This is a genomic window from Alphaproteobacteria bacterium (genome assembly GCA_018063245.1).
Classification (GTDB): Bacteria; Pseudomonadota; Alphaproteobacteria; order JAGPBS01; family JAGPBS01; genus JAGPBS01.
This window is the reverse complement of sequence record JAGPBS010000015.1, coordinates 1-25,321: the sequence shown is the minus strand read 5'-3', so window position 1 is coordinate 25,321 and position 25,321 is coordinate 1. Positions and strand designations below refer to the sequence as shown.

19 protein-coding genes are annotated in these 25,321 nt (G+C 39.3%); 9 read left to right on the top strand and 10 right to left on the bottom strand.

Annotated elements, in window-relative coordinates:
• Nucleotides 1-14: 14 nt before the first annotated feature.
• The 5 genes from KBF71_03285 to KBF71_03265 all read left to right on the top strand — a co-directional run bounded on the left by KBF71_03285 (nucleotide 15) and on the right by KBF71_03265 (nucleotide 5,972).
• On the top strand, nucleotides 15-1,568 hold the full coding sequence (locus tag KBF71_03285) for a 2,3-bisphosphoglycerate-independent phosphoglycerate mutase (GenBank protein MBP9877341.1): 1,554 nt from the start codon (nucleotides 15-17) through the stop codon (nucleotides 1,566-1,568).
• A complete protein-coding gene (locus tag KBF71_03280) occupies nucleotides 1,565-2,821 on the top strand; it encodes a peptidoglycan DD-metalloendopeptidase family protein (GenBank protein ID MBP9877340.1) in 1,257 nt (418 codons plus the stop codon). Before KBF71_03285 ends, KBF71_03280 begins: the two co-directional genes overlap by 4 nt.
• Nucleotides 2,822-2,890: 69 nt before the next feature.
• Nucleotides 2,891-4,300, top strand: coding sequence for a S41 family peptidase (locus tag KBF71_03275; GenBank protein ID MBP9877339.1), 1,410 nt, complete (start codon nucleotides 2,891-2,893; stop codon nucleotides 4,298-4,300).
• Between the two features lie 17 nt (nucleotides 4,301-4,317).
• Complete coding sequence (locus KBF71_03270; protein MBP9877338.1) at nucleotides 4,318-5,493, top strand: divergent polysaccharide deacetylase family protein; 1,176 nt, start codon at nucleotides 4,318-4,320, stop codon at nucleotides 5,491-5,493.
• Nucleotides 5,490-5,972 (top strand): RNA pyrophosphohydrolase, encoded by a 483-nt coding sequence (locus KBF71_03265; protein MBP9877337.1) that lies wholly within the window; start codon nucleotides 5,490-5,492, stop codon nucleotides 5,970-5,972. Before KBF71_03270 ends, KBF71_03265 begins: the two co-directional genes overlap by 4 nt.
• A 92-nt stretch (nucleotides 5,973-6,064) precedes the next feature.
• On the opposite strand, the gene rpmG is transcribed toward KBF71_03265, so the two are convergent.
• A complete protein-coding gene (rpmG, locus tag KBF71_03260) occupies nucleotides 6,065-6,232 on the bottom strand; it encodes a 50S ribosomal protein L33 (protein ID MBP9877336.1) in 168 nt (55 codons plus the stop codon).
• Nucleotides 6,233-6,542: 310 nt separating this feature from the next.
• Nucleotides 6,543-7,529, bottom strand: coding sequence for a patatin-like phospholipase family protein (locus KBF71_03255; GenBank protein MBP9877335.1), 987 nt, complete (start codon nucleotides 7,527-7,529; stop codon nucleotides 6,543-6,545).
• A gap of 118 nt (nucleotides 7,530-7,647) precedes the next feature.
• Between KBF71_03255 and KBF71_03250 the strand changes: the two genes are divergently transcribed.
• Both KBF71_03250 and KBF71_03245 read left to right on the top strand, forming a co-directional pair.
• On the top strand, nucleotides 7,648-9,441 hold the full coding sequence (locus KBF71_03250) for an ATP-binding cassette domain-containing protein (GenBank protein ID MBP9877334.1): 1,794 nt from the start codon (nucleotides 7,648-7,650) through the stop codon (nucleotides 9,439-9,441).
• A 257-nt stretch (nucleotides 9,442-9,698) separates the two neighbouring features.
• Nucleotides 9,699-12,098, top strand: a complete 2,400-nt coding sequence (locus KBF71_03245) for a hypothetical protein (protein ID MBP9877333.1) — start codon at nucleotides 9,699-9,701, stop codon at nucleotides 12,096-12,098.
• A 56-nt stretch (nucleotides 12,099-12,154) separates the two neighbouring features.
• Here KBF71_03245 and KBF71_03240 read toward each other — a convergent pair whose 3' ends face one another.
• Entirely contained in the window at nucleotides 12,155-13,027 is an 873-nt protein-coding gene (locus KBF71_03240; GenBank protein MBP9877332.1) for a bifunctional 5,10-methylenetetrahydrofolate dehydrogenase/5,10-methenyltetrahydrofolate cyclohydrolase, read from the bottom strand.
• 23 nt (nucleotides 13,028-13,050) lie between these two features.
• On the bottom strand, nucleotides 13,051-13,335 hold the full coding sequence (locus KBF71_03235) for a YggT family protein (protein MBP9877331.1): 285 nt from the start codon (nucleotides 13,333-13,335) through the stop codon (nucleotides 13,051-13,053).
• Between the two features lie 319 nt (nucleotides 13,336-13,654).
• On the opposite strand from KBF71_03235, the gene KBF71_03230 reads away from it, so the two are divergent.
• A complete protein-coding gene (locus KBF71_03230; protein ID MBP9877330.1) occupies nucleotides 13,655-16,294 on the top strand; it encodes a methyltransferase domain-containing protein in 2,640 nt (879 codons plus the stop codon).
• Here KBF71_03230 and KBF71_03225 read toward each other — a convergent pair.
• Nucleotides 16,288-16,815, bottom strand: a complete 528-nt coding sequence (locus KBF71_03225; GenBank protein MBP9877329.1) for a hypothetical protein — start codon at nucleotides 16,813-16,815, stop codon at nucleotides 16,288-16,290. The two genes, KBF71_03230 and KBF71_03225, sit on opposite strands and share 7 nt — an antisense overlap.
• 3 nt (nucleotides 16,816-16,818) lie before the next feature.
• On the bottom strand, nucleotides 16,819-17,364 hold the full coding sequence (locus tag KBF71_03220; protein MBP9877328.1) for a response regulator: 546 nt from the start codon (nucleotides 17,362-17,364) through the stop codon (nucleotides 16,819-16,821).
• Between the two features lie 201 nt (nucleotides 17,365-17,565).
• Between KBF71_03220 and KBF71_03215 the strand changes: the two genes are divergently transcribed.
• Nucleotides 17,566-18,291: an isochorismatase family protein gene (locus KBF71_03215; GenBank protein MBP9877327.1), complete on the top strand. Its 726-nt coding sequence runs from the start codon at nucleotides 17,566-17,568 to the stop codon at nucleotides 18,289-18,291.
• On the opposite strand, the gene KBF71_03210 is transcribed toward KBF71_03215, so the two are convergent.
• The 4 genes from KBF71_03210 to mutS form a co-directional block, all read right to left on the bottom strand.
• Nucleotides 18,292-19,941, bottom strand: coding sequence for a glycosyltransferase family 39 protein (locus KBF71_03210; GenBank protein MBP9877326.1), 1,650 nt, complete (start codon nucleotides 19,939-19,941; stop codon nucleotides 18,292-18,294).
• A 162-nt stretch (nucleotides 19,942-20,103) separates the two neighbouring features.
• Nucleotides 20,104-21,279, bottom strand: a complete 1,176-nt coding sequence (locus tag KBF71_03205; protein MBP9877325.1) for a UbiA family prenyltransferase — start codon at nucleotides 21,277-21,279, stop codon at nucleotides 20,104-20,106.
• A gap of 104 nt (nucleotides 21,280-21,383) precedes the next feature.
• Nucleotides 21,384-22,868, bottom strand: a complete 1,485-nt coding sequence (locus tag KBF71_03200) for a hypothetical protein (GenBank protein MBP9877324.1) — start codon at nucleotides 22,866-22,868, stop codon at nucleotides 21,384-21,386.
• Nucleotide 22,869: 1 nt separating this feature from the next.
• Nucleotides 22,870-25,321: DNA mismatch repair protein MutS (gene mutS, locus KBF71_03195; GenBank protein MBP9877323.1), on the bottom strand; the 2,452-nt coding region annotated here is incomplete at its 5' end.

Here is a 25,321-nt window from a genome sequence, read left to right as displayed (position 1 = left end):
AAAAATTTAAAGCCATGAAAAATAAACAACCACTTATTTTATGCATTCTGGATGGATGGGGATATCGCAAAGACCCAACTGATAACGCTGTTGCACTCGCAGACACACCTTGTTTTGATCATCTCTGGGACACAGAACCAAGAACATTCCTGAAAACCTGCGGCACCGATGTTGGCCTGCCTGAAAAGCAAATGGGCAATTCAGAAGTTGGCCATATGAATCTTGGTGCAGGGCGCATTGTCCTTCAAGATCTACCCATGATTGATCATAGCTTTGCAGATCAATCGATTGAAAAAAATCCACATCTTGTGAGTTTTGTCAAACAATTAAAAAAATCCAAAGGCGCTTGTCACTTGATGGGCCTTCTATCCCCAGGCGGTGTTCATTCACACGAAAGACACATGTTACAAATGGCGAAGATTCTTGAGAAACAAGGACTTGTCGTTTATATCCACGCCTTTATGGATGGTCGTGATACGCCCCCCATGAAAGGAAAAGACTATCTCAAGAAATTTACGAATGAAATTAAAGACTATCCAAACATCAAAATTGCAACCCTGTGCGGACGTTATTTTGCAATGGATCGAGACAAAAGATGGCAACGTGTTGAAATTGCCTATCAAGCCATTCGCAATGGCCTAGGCTTAAAAACAAACCACTTCGGCAAATCTTTGACTCAGTTCTATAAAGAAACAGGCAAAGGTGATGAATTTGTTACACCCCTTATCTCAGAGACATATCCTGGCATGAAAGAGGGAGATGGGCTCTTTATGACCAATTTCCGATCTGATCGTGTCCGAGAATTGCTTTCTGCCTTTCTTTTACCTGATTTTGATGGATTTAATAGAGGCAAACCTCTGCAACTGGCCGCACAATTAGGAATGATGTCATATGCTGATTACCTTGACCCCTGTTTACCAGCTCTTTTCCCTCCGAAGAAGATTGAAAATAGTCTCGGAGAAGTTATCAGTAAAGCAGGCCTTAAGCAACTCCGCATTGCTGAAACAGAAAAATATGCTCATGTTACATTCTTCTTCAACGGCGGCGATGAGACCGTTTTTCCAGGTGAAGATCGCCTTTTGATTCCATCACCACAAGTTGCAACCTATGATCTGCAACCAGAAATGTCAGCACACGAACTCACAACCAAACTCCTTCAACGACTTGACAAAAAAACGTACGATCTGATTGTGTTGAATTTTGCAAATCCAGATATGGTTGGACACACAGGCAGCCTTGAGGCAGCCATTCAAGCTGTTGAAACAGTTGATGAATGCCTTGATAAAATCACAACATCAGCCAAGAAAAATGGCTATGGAATGCTCATCACAGCCGACCATGGTAATTGTGAAACAATGAAAGACCCTAAAACAGGCGAGCCCATGACATCCCATACGCTCAATAAAGTGCCACTCATTTTTTATAACATTCAAAAAGTGAGAAAAATATCTGAGGGCCGACTTGCTGATATTGCTCCAACAATTTTAAGCCTTATGAATCTTCCGATTCCACCCGAAATGAAAGGCGTACCTTTAGTTGAAAATGCAGATGGCTCTAAAAGAAAATGACCCCATATCGCAAAAAATTAAGCTCAGCTCATTTCAACAAAATGCTTAAAACAGCTCTTTGTTTTACACCCTTGTTTTTTGCGAGTACTCCCAGTTATGCAGGCGAAGTTGTCTCTTATGATGAACTTAAAAAAATTCAAGCAACACTCGAGAGCGAGAAAAAACAATTAAGCACGCTTGATGAAAAATCTCAAAATATTGAGAAGGAGCTTTCTAGTTTTCGGCAAAGGCTCATCATGCTCAATGAAAAAATCCGCAGTAATGAGCGTGATTTACTCAGCCTTAAATCAGAACGCACCAAATTAGAGGATCAAAAGCAAAAACTGCTCGACTCTTTTTCAAACAATGAAGAAGATCAAAAACAGCTCATCATGGCACTCGAAAAAATTGCATTGCACCCTCCTGTTTTACAACTTCTGAATCCATCGAATAACAAATCAAAAATAGAAACCACAATTATTCTCAATACACTTCTCCCTCAATTAAGAGAAAAATCTGCTCATCTACAAGAGCAGATTCAAGAATTGAGTCATATTGAAAATCAATTGGGGATGGAACATCATCTCGAAAATAAAACCAAGGAAACAATCCGCAAACAATATGCCGAACTGTCCAAAATGCTTGAACAACGAGCTCATTTATTTGAAGAAACGAACACTGAATCTATTGCCCATAAAAATAAAATCCAGGAGCTTTCATCTAAAGCAAACTCTCTGCAAGAACTAATTGCATCTCTTGAAGCCAGCCAAAAAAACCGTGCACCAAAAGCAAAAAATAACACCACAACCAAACCACAGAAACTCACCCCTCAAAAACAAGAAACCGCTCAGAATCAAAAGACACAACGGAATCAAACAGCTTTTAACCTCAATCTAACTCTTCCAGTCCAAGGAAAAATCATCAATCAATTCGGCGAAAAACTTGATGAGGGACTTCCTTTACAAGGCATTAGACTTGAAACAAACAAAGGCTCACCCGTTATTGCGCCTTATAAAGGAGAAGTTCTCTTCGTAGGACCTTTCAGAAATTATGGCAATATCCTCATTATCAAGCATGATGATGAACTCCATTCTTTAATTGCGGGACTGGATAAAATAAATACTGTTGTTGGACATAAAGTAATCACGGGCGAACCACTTGGAACAATTTCGAATGACAATGCAATAAAACCTATTGTATATTATGAATTAAGGGATCATGGCACCCCAATCAACCCTATAAAAGGACTACAAAAAATCCGGCACCAAAATTAACCTTTTTTTGCAAGCTTCACACTATAATATAACCTCCTGATAGAACTTAAATTTTAGGATTCTGAAAAAATGACAAAGAAAAATTTGCTCCTACCTCTTCTTCTCCTCGCTTTTTTAGCGCCGACAGCTTCAATAGCTCAGCAAACGGCTCCAAAAGAAAAAAGAAATTTTGAGGAAACCTACAAACAATTAAATCTCTTTGGAGATGTATACGAGCGTGTTAAGTCCTTTTATGTAAAAGATGTTGATGATGCTGAACTTGTTGAAAATGCTCTCAATGGAATGCTCACATCACTCGATCCACATTCAAGTTATCTGAATCCTGCTGAGTTCAAAGATATGCAAGTTCAAACCCGTGGTGAATTCGGAGGACTTGGCATTGAGTTTTTAATGGAAGATGGTTACGTCAAAATCATTACGGCCGTTGATGAAACACCTGCCCAGAAAGCAGGACTTCAGCCAAATGACCTCATCACACACCTTGATGGTGAATCTATCTTAACAATGACAAGCTCTGCTGCTATCAAAAAAATGCGTGGTAATGTTGGTGAGCCGATCACTCTAACCATCCGCAGAGGTGATCCACCACAAAGTTTTGATGTTAAGCTTGTCAGAGCCCTCATCAAAGTCAAATCCGTTCGCTCAAATCGTGAAGGAAATATCGGCTATATCCGCATTACGAATTTCAATGATCAAACACAAATTGGCCTTGAAAAAGCAATCAAAGACCTTAGCAAAGAAATTGGCGAAGATAAGATTATTGGCTATATCCTTGATCTAAGAAACAATCCAGGAGGACTTCTTGACCAAGCCATTTCTGTTTCTGATAGCTTTTTAAATGAAGGCGAAATCGTCTCAACCAAAAGCAGAAATCCTGAAAACGATCAAAGATTTTTTGCAACCAAAGGTGATCTTACAAATAACAAACCACTCGTTGTTCTCATCAATGCTGGCTCTGCTTCAGCATCAGAGATTGTAGCTGGCGCGTTAAAAGACCATAAAAGAGCTCTCCTCGTCGGAACAAAAACTTTCGGTAAAGGCTCTGTGCAAACAATTATGCCACTCCCAGGAAATGGAGCAATGCGGATTACAACTGCTCTGTATTACACACCATCCGGCACATCTATTCAGGCACTCGGAATTGAGCCAGATATTGAAGTTCTTCCTGCAAAAGTTGAGCAAATTGACACAACAAGACTCCGTGAAGCAGATCTTCAAAATGCACTGAAAAATGGAAATAAGCCGGATGCAAATTCAAAAGAAGCAGCTCCGGCAACCAAAGAGCCTGCCAAGACAACGGCTCCCAAAGATAAAGCATCGACAATGACAGGCCCACAAGGGGAAGAAATTATTGATTATCAGCTTGAAAGAGCTAAAGACTTACTCATTGGCCTTTCGATCTACAACAAAGCTGATATCAAAACAGATCAAGACCCCAGCACAGGAAATGGAACAACAACAGCAAAAGCTGATCGTTAATCAATCATAGGCAAAAGATGGAAACCAACCCTTCTGATCAACCAACCCAAAAAAGCCTGAAAAGGTTGATCCCTTCTTTTGCCTTATCTTCCTTTCAAATCACTCTAATAACATTCATCCTTATTCTCTGCGGTATGATTGGTTTTGCCTATGTCATGAAAGACAAAACAGAACAAAAATTAGCTGAAAAAGGACCGATGGCAATCATTACCATTTCAAATGAAGTCATTAATAGAGATCAATCCCCTGACAATAAGATTGAAACAGCAGAAGAAATGAGCGAAGATCCGACCTTGAAGGAAGATCTCAGTAATGATTCAACGAAATCACCGCTCCCAAGCAGTCCTATGCCTGGTGTTTATGAAGACTCTGCTGACGGTTATCTGCCAGCTATTTCAAAAGATGGATCAAAACCATACGTGGTTTATGCCAAACCGAGCAAATCCTATCCAAACATCCCTAAAATCTCTATTATATTAACTGAGATTGGCTTCAACAGTGCAATCAATGAGACAATTATATCCACGATGTCAAACAGAATTACTTTATCTGTTTCTCCTTATGTTGAAAATTTGAATCAGCTGACCAATACCTTCCGTCAATCAGGATTTGAATTCTTGATTGAGTTGCCTGTCGAATCAATGCATTTTCCGAAGGATGACTCAGGCCCTTATGCTCTCTTGTCACATCTTGAACCATCCATGAATCTCAAAAGACTGAAATGGAATATGACCCGCACAACAGGTTATATCGGATTTGTTACTTTCAAAGATTCCCGTTTAATGTCAATCTCAACCCTCATTGAACCTGTTCTTGATGAAATTCAGAATCGCGGCCTTTTATTTGCAAGTATAACGGATGGAAAAGAAGAAGATAATATCGATGTACTGGCTGATAAAATCTCTTTGCCATTCATTCCAATTACCAGTGAAATAGACACGGTTCTCTCTGAAGAATTTATCAATTCATCCCTCAAAGAGCTTGAATTACATAGCCTAAAGAGTGGCCATGTTGTTGCCTATGCACATAGCTCTCCTTTAACTTTAAAACTTTTATCGAACTGGATTAATACCCTTGAAAGTAAAGGTATTGCACTTGTGCCTGCTTCTGCTTATGATATAGAGAAAATGAACAAAGAAAAGCAAACTCAATCAGCAGAAACGACAGACAAACAAGAAGACACAAGCAAATGATTTACCGCAATAAATATGCCTACCGTGCCTGCATCGGCGTTATGCTCTTAAACCAAGATAAAAAGGTTTTTGTTGGACAGCGTATTGATAATCAAGGCTCTTGGCAAATGCCTCAGGGCGGCATTGAAAATGATGAAGATTACGTCACAGCCGCTAAAAGAGAACTCAAAGAAGAGATTGGGACTGATAAAATCAACATCATCCGCATCTCACGTGATTGGCATTACTACGATATTCCAACTTTTCTACAACCTAAATTATGGAATGGAAAGTACTTAGGCCAAAGACAAAAGTGGGTTCTAGCAAAATTTCTTGGGACTGACGATGACATTACGATTAAAACAGAAATCCCAGAATTTGACTCCTGGAAATGGGTTGATATTGACTCTTTGGTTAAATTAATCGTGCCATTTAAACGCAAAACCTACCAGGCAATCATCGATGAATTCCATGAAGAAATTCAAAAACATTTCCCTTAAGGCTTGCTACTGCTTGGGCTAACATATAATCAAATCAGAACATATGACCTTTGCCATCAACAAAAAGGCCAGCTTTTCGCTGGCCCTTGTACTTACTTAATTTTTGCTTCTTTAAACACTTCATGTTTACGTGTTTTCGGATCATATTTTTTCAACTCAAGCTTTTCTGGCTTTGTTTTTGGGTTTTTCTTGCGAACAATGAATGTACCTGTGCCAGCTTCGCTGATCATACGAATGAGATTTGGTTTTGCTTTAGCCATTTTTGTAACCTTGACTGTTAATAAGTTTCATTTTGAGAGTTAACTCTAAGAATTAATAACCATTTTGTCAAGCTTATTTTGAAAAAAAGTAAAAAACAAGTTCAAAAGCAAGCATTTGATATCTACACACAGACTCAGTGACCACAAAAATTATAACAATTATCAAATAAAACTTCATGCACAATAGATTATTTTCGAGGGAGTTTTAGGAAAAACGAAGCCGAGCATCGCAGAATATATAGACATATTTGAGAAGCGAAGGCGAGACTTGACGACAAAATCACCGAAAAGAAGCATTGTGCATGAAGTTTTAGATATCAATATCTGCGCCATAGATAGACAAAGCATCTTTAATATCTGGCAAAGCTTTAATGGCAGCTGTTTCTCCTAAAGCGATCAACTCATCGCAGCGCTCAAACTCCATAATACCGATATGCCCAACTTTTGGAACAATATGAACGTCTGGCGGGTCGCCCGCAATCCTTGACCGTGAGATACGGTCCTGAATAATACCAAGCGATGCAACCATTGCGCCCATCATACTTGGCCCATCATAATCTCGTGAAAATAAATTCTTGGCAAACCGTGTTAAAATCCCTGTGCCTGGCGAACTTTGATCGGATTCTAGAAAATCAATCACATCAAAACCAGCAATTGTTTGATAATTTTTCCCTGGCTTTCTTGATTTGCCGATCATATCACCACTCAAATTGACAGCAATCACAATCTCAGCCCCCATCGCATAACAAGTTGAAACAGGTATCGGGTTAACCAAGGCACCATCAACAAGCCATTGTTCATTATGCAGCACAGGTGCAAAAATTCCTGGCAATGAAAAAGAAGCTCTCAGCCTATCTTTCAAAGGTCCTTCCTTCAGCCAAATTTCGTGACCTGTTAAAAGATCAGTCGCAATACAAGCAAATGGTGTTGGTAAGTCTTCAATTAAAACATCACCAAGCGTATTGGCGAGTTCTTGATCTAAATTTTTGCCCGTAATCAAACCACCTGTCTTCACTGTAAAATCAAGATATTTCATCAACTTGACGCGCTTTAAAGATCGAGCCCAAGCCTCAAGCTCATCTAACTTGCCGGCCAAATACATTCCACCAACAACAGCACCGATCGAGGTACCCGCAATCACATCAGGCCGAATATTATATTTATCAAAAACACGCATAAGGCCAATATGAGCCCACCCTCTTGCGATTCCACTCCCAAGTGCGAGTCCAATTTTGGGTCTTCTTTTTTCTTTAACGGGAGCCTCTTCTTTTGGAGCCTCTTGAACTTTTGGTTTCATTCCAAACATTTTATTTTTCTTTTCTTGTTTATAAACTATTGAAGTGTTATTTCTATCTTGAGAAATTTACATCTATTTTAAAATAGGATATGTTAGATCAACGTTAATTTTTTTACAGATGGCAAAAATGAAGCACAACCATACTCCAGACCGATCCAGTTGGGACCTTCTTAAAAGACTCATTATGTCTTATCTCCCACCTTTTAAGTCACGATTATTTATTTCGTGGAGTTTTATGGTCATTGATGCTGCTATGACTGGTGGGCTTGCTCTTTTGATGGAACCAATTTTCGACAAAGTCTTTGCAGGATCTGAATCTTCTCACATCTGGCCTGTTGCCTTTGCTATTTTTGCGTGCTTTACCATTCGAGGCTTTGCAACTTACATTCACACACTACAGATGAACCATATCGGACAAGGTGTCATTGCAACAATTCAAAAGCAACTTTATGCGCATCTTGTTGGCTTAGACGTTGCTTATTTTCATTCAACAACAACAGGCCGTCTTGTTTCTTCAATGGTCAATGATGTCAATATGATGCGCACAGCTGTTGCCGATTGCCTGACAGCTATCGGAAAAAACACAATCACACTTATTTTTCTCATTGCTCTCATGTTCAAACAAGATTGGGTTTTGGCCTCATGCAGTTTCTTTGCCTTTCCACTTCTTGCCTTTTTTGTTGCCCGCATGGGAAAAAGACTCAGAAAAGTCTCTCGCTCAACACAATCTGAATCAGGCGCCTTTGCAACACTTCTACAACAAACATTCCAAGGCATAAGGCACGTTAAAGCCTATACAATGGAAGAGCAAGAACAAAAACACGTTGCGACAGTTATTGACAGCCTCTTCTCATTAAACATGAAATCATTCAGAATTGCCGCTTTCTCTGGGCCTGTTATGGAAGTGCTCAGCGCAATTGCCATCGTAACGATTGTTGTTTATGGCGGGTATCAAATCATGAGCGGAACTCGCACAGCAGGTGAGCTCATGTCCTTCATTACTGCTTTTCTTCTTGCCTATGAACCGATGAAACGCATGGCAAAACTGAATGCCAATCTACAAGCTGGCCTTGCTGCGGCTGATCGCACCTTCCGCATCCTTGAAATTGAACCCAGCATTCAAAACAAACCAAATGCAAAAAAACTTAAAGTGACAGATTACTCAATTCACTTCAACAATGTATCTTTCAGTTATGAAACTCAAACAGATGATGAGAAATCAATCGCAGCACTCGATAATGTGAGCTTTGATATTCATGCCGGTAAAATGGTTGCCCTTGTTGGCACATCAGGCGCAGGAAAATCAACGATTCTTAACCTTATTCCAAGATTCTATGATGTCAGTGATGGTTCTGTTTCTATTGGCAACACAGATATTAAAGATGTCACCCTTGAATCTTTACGACAAAAAATCGCCTTGGTGAGTCAAGAAATTGCTCTTTTTGATGATACGATTTTCAATAATATTAAATATGGTAAAATCGATGCCACTGAAGCTGAAATTATCTCCTCTGCAAAATCTGCAGCCGCACACGACTTTATCATGACCTTACCACACGGATATCAAACAAAGATCGGTGAAAATGGCGTTAGACTCTCAGGTGGTCAACGTCAAAGAATTGCAATTGCAAGAGCAATGCTTAAGAACGCACCCATTCTGCTTTTAGATGAGGCAACTTCAGCGCTTGATACAGAGTCCGAACGGGCTGTACAACAGGCCCTTCAGTCTCTTCAAAAGGGAAGAACAACACTTGTGATTGCCCATCGGCTTTCAACAATCGTTGAGGCAGACTACATTTATGTTCTCGAGAAAGGTAAAATTATTGAGAGCGGAACCCATAGATCTTTGCTTACCCAAAAAGGAACATACGCAAAGCTTTACGGTTTGCAAGAAAAAGAACCGCAAGCATAAATATTGCAACACCTTTCAAATTTTCTTAACAAAGCATTAAAAAATAATTGCATTTTGATAAATGTAAATATAAGATGCCAGTCAATAATGTATAGATGATTTAAGATCATACCGGCATTACGGCGTTTATGAAACAAACAACTTGTGCATTCGTTATTGGACAACAACAATAATCAAAGTTTTGCACAAGAAAAACAGAACATAAAGTAAACGTCACGTTCTTATTTCTAAAAAGATCATTTAACAAGGAGTCTCAAATGAGAATACAAGCACAAAACATCCAAACCTTCCAGGTTCAAGCAGACCCAGTTGTCATGGGATTAGATCCAAAATTTGACACACCACAATGGGGGTTTTTAAAACATGCTGATTACACACAAATCTTATCGAATCTTGATCCAAATCTACTAACAACAATCTACAACAATTCACAAGACCAACGCGATCTTATTTGTGTGCTCTCCCTTACGATTGCTTTTGGCCTAGACCAACATACAGCAACAGCCCTCGCTCAAGAAGTAGAGCTACTTCCTGCTCAATCCAAAAATGTTGACTATCTTATTGTAAATTCACCCAATCTTCCACACATCCCAGCACCTGTTGCAGCTGCGGCAGCACCTGTTGTCAATCAAGCTGATGTTGATGCAGCACGTGCTAATATTCAACAAATGGCAAATAATGTACTAAGACAATTATCTAACAAAAACCTTTACGCTGTGTTACAAAGAAAAAATCTCGCACCAACACCAGCTGTATTGCAACTTTTGCGAGATACTGCAGCAAATCCTGACCAAGCACTTAATCTAAATGCACCAGAACTCCAAACAATCCAAGGCTACCTCAAAACATATCCACAAGCCTTCAATCAATTACAAATTGCAAAACAGGGCAATGTGCCAGCTATTGTCGCAAGAGTTGATGCCCGCATCGAAGATGCTAGAGCTTCATTCAACGCATTTATTGATTTGTATATTCACGCACACCAAGACAATAGAATCAATGCAGGGCCTCTCCTTAATGGAAGAAACGTAATAGCCCTTTCTCCGAATGGATTCCTACCAGCACCTCCAATGCCTGCGCCAGCTCCGGTTGCAAATCCAGCGCCAGCGGCTTCTGCTCCGCCAGCAGCACCTCCAATGCCTGCGCCAGCTCCGATTGCAAATCCAGCGCCAGCGGCTTCTGCTCCGCCAGCGGCACCTCCAATGCCTGCGCCAGCACCTGTTGCAAATCCAGCGCCTGCAGCTTCTGCTCCACCAGCAGCACCTCCAATGCCTGCGCCAGCTCCTGTTGCAAATCCAGCGCCTGCAGCTTCTGCTCCACCAGCAGCACCTCCAATGCCTGCGCCAGCTCCTGTTGCAAATCCAGCACCTGCAGCCTCTACTCCGCCAGCAGCACCTCCAATGCCTGCGCCAGCTCCTGTTGCAAATCCAGCGCCTGCAAATTCTAACCCTGCACCCGCAGCTGATCCAGGAAGAAACGCTCTTTTGGCTCAAATTCAAAATGGACGTAAATTGAGACCAACACCACCAGCAGCAAATGCAAACCCAGCTCCTGCCGGAAACCCTGGCGCTCATGCTGGAACTGCACCAAATCCAAACCCTAATCCAGCTGCAAATGCAAACAATCCTCAACCTGCACCAGCGAACGGCCTCGGAGACGCTCTTGCTCAGGCAGTCAAAACACCTAAATTAAAGACAGCCCCTAAGAAAGAAGCAAAACAACCTGACGCAACAGCTCCTGTTGACTTCCGTCATCTTTTGAAAAAGGCACCATCGCAACCGGCAATCGCACCAGCTGATGCGCCTAATCCAAATCCAGCAGCAGCGGCTAATGCAAACCCTGCTCCAATTGCTCTTCCAAAGCAACCAGAGCCGAAAAGAACAAAAAGCGCTCCAGCGCAAGGAAAAAAAGCGGTTCCACAAATATTAGGGAAAAAGATGGTTCCTAAAATTGTAATGCCAGAACCAGCTGTTTCTCCAATTCCACCTGTCGCAAGACCTCTTCCACCGAAGATGGGCCCGCTCCCTGTTGGTGAAATTACAGGAATGCTCTATGATTTGATTGATGAACATGAAAATGCGGCACCTAATCCGAATCCGGCGCCTGTTGCTGCACCAGAGTCAGTTCCTGTGGTAGTCGTTGCAGCACCTGAACCTGAACCTGTTGCTGTTGCTGTTCCTGTTATTGTAGCAGCGCCAAATCCTGAACCAGCTCCGGTTATTGTTCCAAATCCTGCTCCCGCTGCAGACCCAAATCCGTCACCAGAAAGACGACCAGATATGGTTTCCCTGATGGCAGCACATATTTCAAGTCAACGCGAATTACGCCCAGCTGCTGAACGTCAACTCAGTGCTCCGATTCTACCAACGAGTCCGCAAAGCTTAATTGCAGGAGCTCTTGGGAATAGACGCGAAGCCATTCATGATCCTGAAGATGACGCCCCAATTGACCGTGCTTCATTGGTTATTTCATTTCTAGGCAACGCATCCGAGACTGTTGATCCTGCGCCTGTTGCTGTTCCGCCTCAAAGGATTGCAGCTCCTGTTGGGGTTGGCGCTTTACAAGCAGCCTTTGACAACATGCAAGTTGGAGAATACTTAGATCCAAACGCTTTAAATACGAGCATCAATAATTCTTTCGAGTGGGATGACGAATAAGAGTCAAGCATATATAGGATCAAAAAAGGGACCTCATTGAGGTCCCTTTTAGCATTTTATGACCGCTGAAGCATGTATGCTTTGAGGCAGTTCTTGAGCAAGAAGGCAATTGTCATAGGTCCAACACCACCAGGAACAGGCGAAATAGCCAAAGCTTTTTGGCGAACATCATCAAAGCACACATCTCCAACAATACGCGTTCCTTCTGTTGAATCAACAAGCCTATGGATGCCAACATCAATCACAATAGCTCCTTTAGAAACATCACTCCCTTTGACAAGCCCAGGAACGCCGGTTGCAGAAACAATAATTTCTGCATCTTTGCACAAAACAGAGAGATTCTTTGTATCAATATGGGCAATTGTGACCGTTGCATTTTCATTCACAAGCGTATGAAACATAGGCATGCCGACCACAAGGGATCGACCAATCACCAAAGCTCTCTTGCCACGAATGTCAGGCATGACTTGCTTGATCAAATATAGACATCCTTGAGGCGTGCAAGGGAAAAGTCCTGTTTCAATATTTGAGACAAGCTTGCCGATATTCTCGATATGAAATCCATCAACATCCTTCTGGGGATCAATTGCTTGTTGAATTTTCTCTTTGTGAATATGTTTTGGCAAAGGCAATTGAACCAATATGCCTGTAACTGCTTTATTCTGATTCAGTTTTGTGATCAATTGAAGCAACTGCGTCTCAGACACATCATCAGTAAATTCATGAACAACAGCCTGCATGCCAACACGCTCGCAGGCTTTCTTTTTTCGATTTACATAGAGATGGCTGGCCGCATGATGTCCCACCAAAATCACGTGAAGAGCTATATCCGTTATCGATTTTGCCGCCAAGAAAGAGGCAACGTCCTGCTCAATTTCTTTTGCATATTTTTGCCCATCTAAAATATGGGCTTCATTATTCGTACTCATTAATTGACTGAAATTCCTTACCCCTAAGCTTTAAAGACATATTCCGCAAGCAAATTCTGAATGAATATAATCGCTAACAGCAAAATAACAGGGGAAATATCAACACCGCCAATAGATGGCACTATCCGACGAATTGGTTTTAAAAATGGATTTGTAATCCGATTCAGGAAATCATAAAGATGAAAAACAAAACGATTCTGCGTATTGATAACTTCAAATGCAATCAACCAACTCAAAATTGCTGACAAAATAATGCACCAGAAAAAAATATTTAGAATGGTATCGATTAAAATCGCAACTGACATCATTGGACCGTCTCCTTTTTTAATTTACTATATCTCATTTATGCGAAGAAACCAAGAAAATTGAACATAATTTCTAAAATTAGCAAAATTCAAATAAAATTTTATTTAATAGTGGTATAATTAAGGAAGAATTTTAACCGGAGAAAACCCATGAGCGATATCCATAATAAACCAATTCCAGATCAGCCTCATATACATGAAACCACTGATAAAACTCAGAAAAACGACCAAAAAGACCTTGCACACCGAACAAGTGCAGACACGCAGGTAAATCCTCAACACAAATCTCTTCAAGCTCGATCCTGTCATAAAGCAGCGATGAATGGCTCTATATACAGGACAATATGAAGCAGCGGCAGAAGATTTCTTAAAGGCAGCTGAACTTGGAAATAAAGATGCGTTGTTTCAACTCGCACTCTTACATGATAAAGGAAAAGGGGTTCCTCAATCAGAGACCCTGAAACTTGACTATTTAGAGAAAGCGGCCGAATTAAATCATGATGAAGCATGTTTTATGCTTGCTGAGATTTACAGCAGAGATCCACAACAGGCTGATAAGGCTCTCAATTTATATACGAGAGCTGCTGAACAAATGCACCCAGGCGCGCAGCTCCGTATGGCTGAAACCTCATTTGCCAAGGGTGATTTTGCAACAGCAACGGACTTTGCAACCAAAGCCATCGCTTTCTTTGAAGAAACAAAAGGTGTCTTTTTAGCTGATATGACAAGTGATGTGGGCGAAAAAACTTACGATCTACAAAAATCAAATTCCATGCAAGCAAATCTGATCTTAGGTAAAATAATGTTACAAGAAGGCAAAAATGAAGAAGCTCGTCTTCATTTTGAAAAAGCAACCAGCCCTGAGCAACCAAACGCCGAAGCGTTAAGACATTTAGGTGTCATCTATGCCCAAGGAATAGGCACTCAAATCAATTACGATAAAGCAATCGATTGTCTGCTGCAAGCTTACGAAACCTCTAGCTATAATATAACTGATGGAACTATTGCTGAAATGAACAAGATTGTTGATCAATTGATGCAAGAATCCGATCCTCTTGAGCAAGTCTCAGAAAAAATGCTCAATCATCTGAGATCTGTATATTCCGGTAATCCTTGGAAATCTTCCACTGTGATAGAAGATTATGATACCCTCACCGCGGTTCAACAATCTCTTCCAAATAAGACTGCAATACCAAAACCTTCAATGATTAACCATAAAAAAATTCTAGAATGCTCTTTACTTCTAAACAAGAATAATAAAGACGAAATTTTTTATACAATTGAGGGATTTTTCTTGAATACAGTGAGAAACCCTATCTCACCTGAAAAAAGTGAAGCTCTTTTATGGCTTGCTCATGTCTATAATGATGGTGTCTTGGTCCCTCGCAATGCACGAAATGCTCTTTTATGCCTGCTGAATCAAGAAACTCTTGGAAAAAAAGATCGCATTCTACAAATAAGACTTTTTCCTGAAGTGAAAGCACAACAAGATACATATGTTTTGCAAATCAAAAAAAGAGAGAGCAACTATTACGATGCTGAAGGTGAACTTATCGAAAATATTGCTCATGAGAGTGTTGTTCAGAAATATAAAATATTGGATAGAGATTATGCACGCGGCCGAGCAAAGATGAAGTATACAGCGTTTAAACAAACTCTTCTCACACCAACACCTATGCCGCAAACAAGCATCGATCAAATTTTAAAAGAGTCCTTGAAGATAACATCAGAGGATCAAGCAAAACTAGATCAGCTTAATCATGAAACACTCAAAAAAATAATACAAGACACAAATCTAACAGATGACGAGATCAATGAATTGTTAAAACTGATTTATACAAAATGCCCTGCTCTTACGATTCCAGATTCAGCCTATGATACAAATGCTCTCATCTCAATCAGCAGAGAATCCACCAACAACTTTATAAAAAAGACCAAGGAATCAGGCCAACCCCAAAAAACATACGAAGCTCGTATACAGAGCGATCTTCAAGCCATTCGTGCAAGCCATCAACAATTTAAAGGCAGAATCCCTTTCTCTGAATTAAAAAGTGACAATAATGCAGACATAACCGCTTATGATGTATATGATGAGGTCAAATTTCTCAAAGGTGACAACACTCAAACCAAAGGTGGTGTTGGCTCATCCATGCATCTCAACAATCGCCCACAAGAATTAATCCTTAATCACGTACAACCTGGTGATGCCTATCTTGATATTGGCTGTGGCGCAGGCTCACAAAGCTATGAACTTCTTCAAAAGGGAGCAACTGTTGTGATGAATGATCCTGATGCACGGAGTTTAGATCTTTTTAAACTTGCAGCACCAGAGCTTATGCCAACCGATAAATTAAATGAGGCAGTCACTTTTAACTATGGTTATTTTCCGGAAGCAACAAAAGATTTGCCCGATGCAAGCTTTGATGGCATTGTCTGTAACCATGTTATGCACTATACAGATCCAGAACAAATCCGAGCAATGCTTGCTGAGATGCACCGCCTGTTGAAGCCTGGAGGCAGGATTCATATCGATGCAATTAGCCCATTTCACAGTCATTTATTCCAGTTTGCAACAGCATTAAGCCTCGATAAAATGCAAAAAGGTGACGAGTGGCCATCAGAACTCAAAGACTCAAATCAAATTTTCACACAAGAAACAGGTCTTGAGGCGACTTACAATACAGCACGTCACTTACCCCCATACATGCACCCGCAGTTTTCTGAAGTCCTTGCAAGAGAGGCATCTATTGCAAGACTAGCCATAGAAGAATCAGGATATGCCCCTTTCTATTCAACAAACTCAGCAGGAGAACATCCAGCACGCAAAGCAATCATGCGGGCTCTATTAAGTGGCGAGCCCATCAATCCGGGTGATCTCTTAGAGCTTCCCTTTGAAGATAAAGGCATCAGCTACATAATGGCGACAAAGCCGAGTTCAGAACCAAGTGAAATACCTCATTGATTGATGAATTGCGCAAATTTTTGACGCAATTCACCAAGCTGATCCAGCAGCGGTATTTGATCAGGCGTAATCTCACCTGTTGTAATGTTATTTCCCGACAATTTCAGGGAATTCAGATGAATTTGAATAATTTTTAGAATTCTTGGATTTAAATCTACGCTCTTCGTATTTTCTAATGTTTCGATAAAAAGACAAAGATTCGCTGCGACACGACCTAAAAATCGTAGATCAAACATGCCAGCCTCCCCTCTGATAGAATGAGACAGCTCATATATCTGGGTAAGTCCTTTCTCAAATTCGAACTTTCCTTGCTCAATTTGATTAAAAAGATGTACAATTTGATCGACCTGTAGAATAAGTAATTGCTCATATTCAACAGTTAATTGATTCAATGCATTTTTGCCGGCTGAAATGGCAACAGTTGGTATAACCCCATTTCCTGTATTGACTTTACGTCTTAGCATCTCATCCTGTTCTGCAAAGCTCGTAATCATTTTAACGTCCTTATCCTTCTTTGTCATCTTCTATCCCTTACTCAAAAGAGCATCAATGTCATTAACTGACATTTCCTTTTGCAAATTACCATTTCTTCTTTCATCGCCCTTATAATCGCTATCTGGCCTATTTCTCCGACGATCCGGCCCCTTATATTTATCCGTTTCAATAAATTTTCTTGGTGTTTCGATGACTGCAACCAATCTTTTAAAAAGTATTTCAGATGAGATTGGCTTAGCTAAAAATTCAGTAATGCCTGCATCTCTTGCTTTTTCAATACGATATCTCTCCGTATAACCAGTTAACATCAGGATCGGCACATAAGGATTCGGTGTATCTGTTCCAGCTCTAATAATTTTCGTAAATTCCACTCCATCAAGAGGATCCATCACCCAGTCTGTAATGACAAGATCGATGCTATGTTGCTTTAAAAGTGACAAACCATCAACAGCATCTGCAGCTTCAAAAATAGAACGAAACCCAAAGCCCGTGAGAATCTTGTGTAACGTTTTTCTCATAAAAGCACTATCATCAACAATTAAAACATTAAGTGCTGCAAAGTCATATTTTTTCATTTTCGATCTCTTATCAATTTCAATCTGACCATTTATTAAGATTCAATCACAATTTTAACCGAAACAAAATGATAAAAAGTGAAGAAACCTATCGCCTTTTGTTAAGCATATCTTTAACTTATGCTAAGCTTGTTATTTTCTGTATTCTATCATAGAATAAAGACCATTTAATAATTTCAATCCTTTGAGGAAGGACTGTTTATGACACTCGAAGATCAAATTCAAGAACAAATGCCTGTTCACCCTCAAACCATTGGCCTTGGATCAAACGACCGTCCTGGGTTAGTGATTGTTGATTTAATCAAAGGATTTACAAAAGTTGGCGCTGGCTCTCTTGCCCCTCTTGCACCAAATGCTCAAATTAATTCTATGATATCTGAAGTTTCTTCACTTTCCGCTCAATTTCACGAAAAGAAACATCCGACCTATTTCTTCAAAGATAGTCATCATCCTGAAAAATATGAACCCCCTTATCCACCACATTGTCTAAAAGGGACAGAAGAAGCCGAAATTGTTGATGAATTAAAATGGATGGAAACTTCAACGCATGTAACTTTTCTCGAAAAAGAATGCATCAATGGCTTTATTGGTGCAATGGATGAGAATGGTCAAAATCATTTTATCAAGTGGGTCAAAGATCACAAGCTAACTCATTTGATCTTCACAGGCATATGCACTGATGTCTGCGTGATGGATTTGGTTCTTATCTCCCTATCTGTTAGAAACAGAGGTTTCTTTGGCTCTACTTTAAAAGAAATCATCGTCTATGAGCCAGGCTGTGCTACTTTTGAAATTAATCATCAAATGTGTGAAAAATATACCCTGCCCGACTCAGCACGACATCCACAAGCACTCGCTCATCACCTAGGCCTTTATTTTATGGCATCGCGCGGCGCAATTATTGTTGATGAATTAAAATTTGCATAACTATTGATTATGTTTTTCAATCTGTCCACCGATCTTAGGAATGTCAATCGGCTCTCTAATGGCTTCAGCTGGTAGCTTTGATAAATTCTTATACACAATTATTTTGCTTTCATGAATCGGCTCAAAAGCAGTTGGAATAATCTCAAACACTTTCTGAAAATGAGATGATTTTAAAACATTATCTACTCTTTTCATCTGAGGAACATCAATCCAAAACTCATCTTGGGCAACAACATATGAAATTCTATTGCGATTGATGATTTCGAGAATCTCATCTTCTGAAAAGTTTTTCTCTCCAACTCCCAAGCTTTTCCGATCATTGACATGCAAGAACAGTTTGTCAGACCGGAATATTGAAACATCGTTCCTGCCCGCATACATTCGCATGTTCGCAATAAAAGACCCATCTCTATAAGCAGAAATCATTACATTTGTCTGAGATGGAATTTTATCAGATATAAAATCAACTGATTCTCTATAGCCTGTCACAAAAGGCGCTGGATAATAAAGAAGCGTACTCACCATCACAAACACTGCAATTAAAAAAGCACAAAGAGTTGACCATATTTTATTTTCTTTTCTGAGATGATCAACTGCAAAAAAGACTAAAAACAAGAGCGGATACAGAATATATAAACTATACCTAGACTGTTTCAAAGAGATATAACTAAAAAATATGTAACCTGACACATACCACGCACAGAGAAAAATAAAACCTTTTTTCTGAAAATCTTGAAACGCAAAATAATCACGATGTTGCAATTTCGTCCAAACATAAGAAATCAGGCATGATGCAATCAAGACATACGTTAAGACAAGCCCAATCTGACTTGGTATAAATTTCAAATAGATCAACCAATTTTCAAGCGTAAGCTTACTAAGCGGTGCATCACTGATATTGGTCATAGATTCATAATTCGTTTTACCAAAATATAGTGTCAAATAAACCAATGGCAGCATACATAAGCATAAAATGATTATGTTCAGGACAAAAACTCTTTTTCTGAATAAATCAAGCCTATACTCCCACAGCAAAAATAAAGCAAAGACAGGAATGATGAAGATGGCTGTAAACTTAGTGTACATGCTTAAAAGAATAAACAGTGTTGTTAGATATAAGTATTTATCTTTTTTCCCTTGCAGAAATTTCAAAAAGAAAAAAATAGACCATATAAAGAAACATAAAGAAGGTATTTCCAGCATAATCTGCCTAGCCCATTTTGCTATATCAGGCAAAAAACAAAAAGCGACACTAAGCGCAAGTGAGAGAGGAACTGAGAACCAAAATCTCGATAGTCGATAAACTCCAAGAGCTAAGAAAAAAAAATGCACAATGACAATCCCTTGAATCACACCATTTGTTGCGCCAAACATTAATACAAAAGGAGCGGCAGTCACGTAAAAAAGAGGAGGATAAAAGAGAATAGTTAAAGCTGGATATTGAAAATAATAATCATAAGCGTAATTTTTTAAATGCGTTAGAGGCATATCTTTGAGCAAATCTGCACAGAAAATGGTATTCAAAGCATGTCTTGGTGCATCGCTCCACCAAAACTCACCATTTGTCTTACTTGTTAAATACATAATGCACGATACGCCCAAAAGGACACCCAGAACCAAGAGTCTATGCAAAATATTTTGTCTTAACATCATAATGACCTCACGTTGCTTTGATTAATATAAGTCCACAAATTGCAATTAAAAATAGGCTTTTTTTATTCGTCAGAGCATAAATGATCGGATCATCAGACATTTCATTCCTGACAGTTGCAAGCCATAACGATGCTATCCATAAAAGCATAAAAGGACAAGCTAGCCACAAATATTCAGGGTGGCTGTACAAAAGCTGAATATCTGTACTATTGATATAGAGAGAGAAAACCAAACGGCAATCGCACCACTGGTCATGCCCATATTTAAAAGAATTGACATATCAACAATACGATACCCTCGGCTATTCTCGCTTTTCGTACTTGATGTCTGTTCTCTTAAATAAAACAATTCTTTATATCGTTTAATAACAGCAAGACTTAAAAATAAAAAGAAGCTAAACCCTAGCAACCAGAATGATAAAGGAATATCTGTTGCTTCAGAACCTATAATGAGTCTATATGTATACATGTTAGATAAAAGAATAATGTCAAAAATAGGGATTCTTTTGAAAAATAAGGTATAAGCCAGATTAAGAATCAGATAGCCAAAAACCAAAATAACAAACTGGCTTGAAACAAGAGAAGCTAAAAAAATCGACAGACATAACAAAACAGGTATTGTGAAAAGCGATGTCTGAATTGAAATATCGCCTGAAGCCAAAGGTCGATTTTTCTTTGTTGGGTGTTTTCGATCATCAAAAAGATCAAATAAATCATTCATCACATAAATCGTTGATGCCGAGAAACTAAAAGCAAAAAATGCAATGAGTGCCATCGATAACTTATCCGTATCAAATATATTATGTGATGCCACGAGAGGGACAAGAATCAAAATATTTTTGATATATTGTTGACACCGAATCGCTTTTATAAACGATTTCACTTTTAAAAAAACTGTTGATTGATACCCTATAAACATCGGAAAAGGAATTTTTTTATCATCACTTACTTGCTCTTGCTTCTTACCTTCATTTTTAAAAATAAGAGGATGAGCGATACTTCCTTTTAAAAAGAATAGATCTTGACTCTCTCCTTTTGCTGCATGTTTTTTCAGAAATGGAAATTTATCTAAGAATATGTCTCTGAGCTCTTCCGGAAATTGTTTCCCAAGATAGATGGCTACTTTCATAGAATCCAATATTTTGAGCCATTCTACAAAATCTTCTCGCATAGGAAGAAGACTTAAAAAGTCACGCGTAGTATCTTTACAATGTGCTCGCGTCAATCTCACTTTGATAAAATACAAGAATTTTATCCACCATGATTCAAACAGATAATTTGATTTCAGAAAAAATTGATAATCTTCAATAACCAGAATCGGACTTTTTGATTTCATTACCACAGCTCAACTTAAGATTTTATCTGAACAAATGATCTTGTTCTGATGGTCATCTTAGCCCAAAGCCTTTTATAAATTATTAAATAATGCGCTTTATCAATTTATAAACGAGCGGCTCTCAATGAGTTTAAAGTTTGAAAAGCCCTTATACCGCCAATAAACATCAAGGGAATAATAGCGATCATATATCGAATCTCAACGTGAATAAGAGCATATACGCCATAGAAAATCCAAACTGTAAACCACAATGATAAATGATTGAGAACATCGATTCTTTTTATCAAACCACGGGCAAACGCATACCACGTCACCAAAGGTAATCCGACAAACGCAAAACCAACACAAAGAGAAAAAGCTTGCGTTAACATATTGCCGACATAAAGCAAATAAGTTCCCACAGAAATATCTGCACCCGTAATTTTCCCTAATCGTAAGTTTCTAAAGCTTACCCAAGTAAAATAATCTGTGTATTTTGAGAGATCTTTAAAAAATCCTAAAGGACGAAAGCTCTGTTCCAAAAACAATAAAAATTTCATTTTCTTCAACACACCCAAAAACATAAGTCCCGGCTCAGCCATCCAAAGCTTCATATAAAAATGCTTCCCAATTTCTAAAATCTGAATCGCGTTCAAATCAAAATTTTTATAAAGAAGGTCATTGAAATGTATAATTTCATAAAAGACAAATTTTTTAAAAACAGCCTCTGCTGCACTCTGATAATCATTAGGCAAATAATCCATCATACCAGGCGATAATAAGCCATCATAAACCAGCTCTATTGGACGCTGAAAATAAACTGCTTGCATCCCTGTCGCTAAAAAATAATAACCACTGAAACTATGGTTCCACATCTGTAAAAAGATAACAATCGTAATCAATGGTGCATAAAAAGAAATACAGAGTTTCACAAATCTAACAGATCCCATAAAAAACCCACCCGTCTCTTTTAAAGCACCCAAGATAAACCATGGCATAAAGCAAAGACTCAGTACGAATGCTCCTTCACGAAGCAATAAGCAACATATAAGAAAGAAGGTCGATAAGAACAAGTCTCGATATGCGATGTGCCTTTCTTTTGAAACAGAACGAACAGCATAAAAAAGAGCCATAACCAAAAAGCTTGCAAAAAAACTATCCGTTAAAATTGAAAAATCAAAAACCAATCCAGCGCCTGTGGCGTAAGAGAAACAAACAAAAAGCGAGAAGCCTTTTGATAAATTCAATAACCGAGAGAATCGATAAACATAGAATGAGGCAACAGCTGAAATCAAAAACTGTAATATAACAAGACCTTTCGGCCAAAAGTCACCAAACAGAATTTTAGAGATAGCAATAAACACAGGATACCCAAACATTCGAAAGTAAGTTGTTTGAATGGCAGCGAGCCCAAATTTCTCTTTCGCAAAGATATTTCCCTGTTCAAGAATGAAATCTGCATAACCAAGATACCCACCCGTATCAGGCCAAAAAATCGGATCCAAAACATAAAACAATAAATATAGCTTAATGCTTAAAATCAATCCCAAAAGACATAAGACAAGTCTATACTCACTGAAATTTTTAGGATCAATTTTCTGTTCTAACATCTTAGCTCGCCATTTTTTTCAACTGATAAAGAACTTCTAATGCCTGTTTTGGGGTCATATCATCGGGATTCACATCAGCAAGATTATCTCTCATTTTGGTGAAGCTCGCAATGTTACTCTGCATTTCTTCGCTCACAAAAGACTCATCCTTAAAATTTTGATCCGATTCACGCACTTGAAACAAAGGCAACTGTGATGATTCATCAACTGAAAATTCTGGCTTCAGTTTTTCTAAAATTGACAAAATCGTCTCTGCTCGCTGAATCACTGTTTTCGGCAATCCAGCAATCTGAGCAACATGAATCCCGTAAGACCTGCTTGCAGCCCCTTTCATCACCTCATGCATAAAGATAATTTCATTGTTCCATTCTTTAACACGCATTGTGTAACAGGCCATTGACTTTAACTTTCCAGCCAGCTCCGTTAATTCATGGTAATGAGTTGCAAACAAAGTTCGACACTTCAATACATCATGCAGATGCTCTAAAGTTGCCCAGGCAATTGAAAGCCCATCATAAGTCGCTGTCCCTCGCCCAATCTCATCCAAAATCACCAAAGATCGATCCGTTGCTTGATTCAAGATCGCTGCTGTTTCAACCATTTCAATCATAAAGGTTGACTGACCCTTTGCAAGATCATCAGCTGCACCAACACGGCTGAAAACACGATCAACCAAACCAATTTCAGCCTCAGTTGCCGGCACAAAACTCCCCAACTGCGCCAGAATCACAATCAAAGCATTTTGTCTTAAGAAAGTTGATTTACCCGCCATATTTGGACCTGTTAACAACCAAAGACGTTCTGTCTCCCCTAATTGACAATTGTTTCCGATAAATTTCTTTCCATTCTGTTTCATCAAGACTTGCTCAACAACAGGATGACGTCCTCCGAGAATACGACATGTTTTTAAATTGGTCATTTTGGGGCGAACATAATTTTTTTCAATCGCCAATTCTGCAAAACCAGAGGCCACATCAATCAAAGCAACCGCATCAGCGGCCAATTGAATTGAATCTGCTTTATGCAAAATATCTCCGCAAATTTCTTCAAAGATCTCAAGCTCCAAAGCAACACTCTGATCTTCAGCCCTTGCCATTTTTTGCTCGAGCTCTCCAAGCTCAACCGTTGAGAAACGGCTACCGCCCACCAGTGTCTGACGATGAATAAAATACTCAACATTTTTACCCGTCACCATTTTATCAGCAACTGTTGGTGTTGCTTCAATAAAGTAACCGAGAACATTGTTATACTTAATCTTAAGTGATGGAATTCCTGATATTTCCTGATATTTTTGCTGCAAGCCTGCAATATGCTTTTTGCCATTTTCTTTGAGACCACGGAGCTCATCAAGACCTGCATGATAACCTGGCCGGATGAACCCACCATCTCTTGTTAAAAGTGGCAGCTCATCATTCAGAGCTCTGCGTAATTTTTCTCGAATCGCGCTGAAATCATGGATCTGATCTAAGGTTTTCGCAAGCTCACGAATCGTATGAAAATCTGCAAAATATTGAATGATTTTTGTTTTCAAATGACCCGCAACACAGAGCCCTCTGTAAATAGCTTGCAAATCTCTTGGTCCTGCGCGCTTTAATGAAAGGCGTGAAAAAGCCCTCTCTAAATCTGGATATTGCTGTAAATAACCTCTTATCTTCTCTCTGAGATCATCTGCTCCATGGAAGAAGGAAACAAAATCCTGTCGTGATTGAATATTGTCAAGATTGAGCATAGGCGCTGACAAAGAGCGAGATAACAAACGTGAGCCGGCCGAAGTCATTGACCGATCAATTGCATCAATGAAAGACCCTTTCCGATTCCCTGATAAAGTCCGATGTAACTCAAGATTATTACGCGTGGCTGAGTCAATCTGCATGACCGAATTTTCCTGAAGCTTCACCAAAGATCTTAGTTTTGGCATCGTTCCCTTTTGGGTTTGATAGATATAATCCATCAAAATACCAGCGGCTAAAATTTCAGGCTCACTAAAATCGCCAAAAACTGACAGACTTTTAACTCCATAAAACTGCAGAATATTTTCTTGCGCATTCGCCAAATCATACCGCCGAATTGGTAAAAGCGTTAAACGCTGTTGATAAATATCAAATAGCACTTTAACCTTTTCTTGTTCATAAAATGAATCAGAAATCAAAATCTCAGCTGGTCCGTACTTTCCAATATTGGCGGCTAAATTCTTTAAATCTGAAACTTCAGTCTGGAAAAGTCCAATCGATAAATCAAGAACAGCAAGACCAAACCTATCTTCGCCTTCATGCGGAACAACGGAAAGAATGAAATTATTTTCATCCGCTTCAAGCAAGTGTTCTTCTGTGAGAGTCCCTTTTGTAATCAGGCGGATCACCTCACGCTTAACAACTGACTTTGCACCACGTTTTTTTGCTTCTTGCGGATCTTCCACTTGCTCACAGACAGCCACATGCATCCCAGCCTTAATC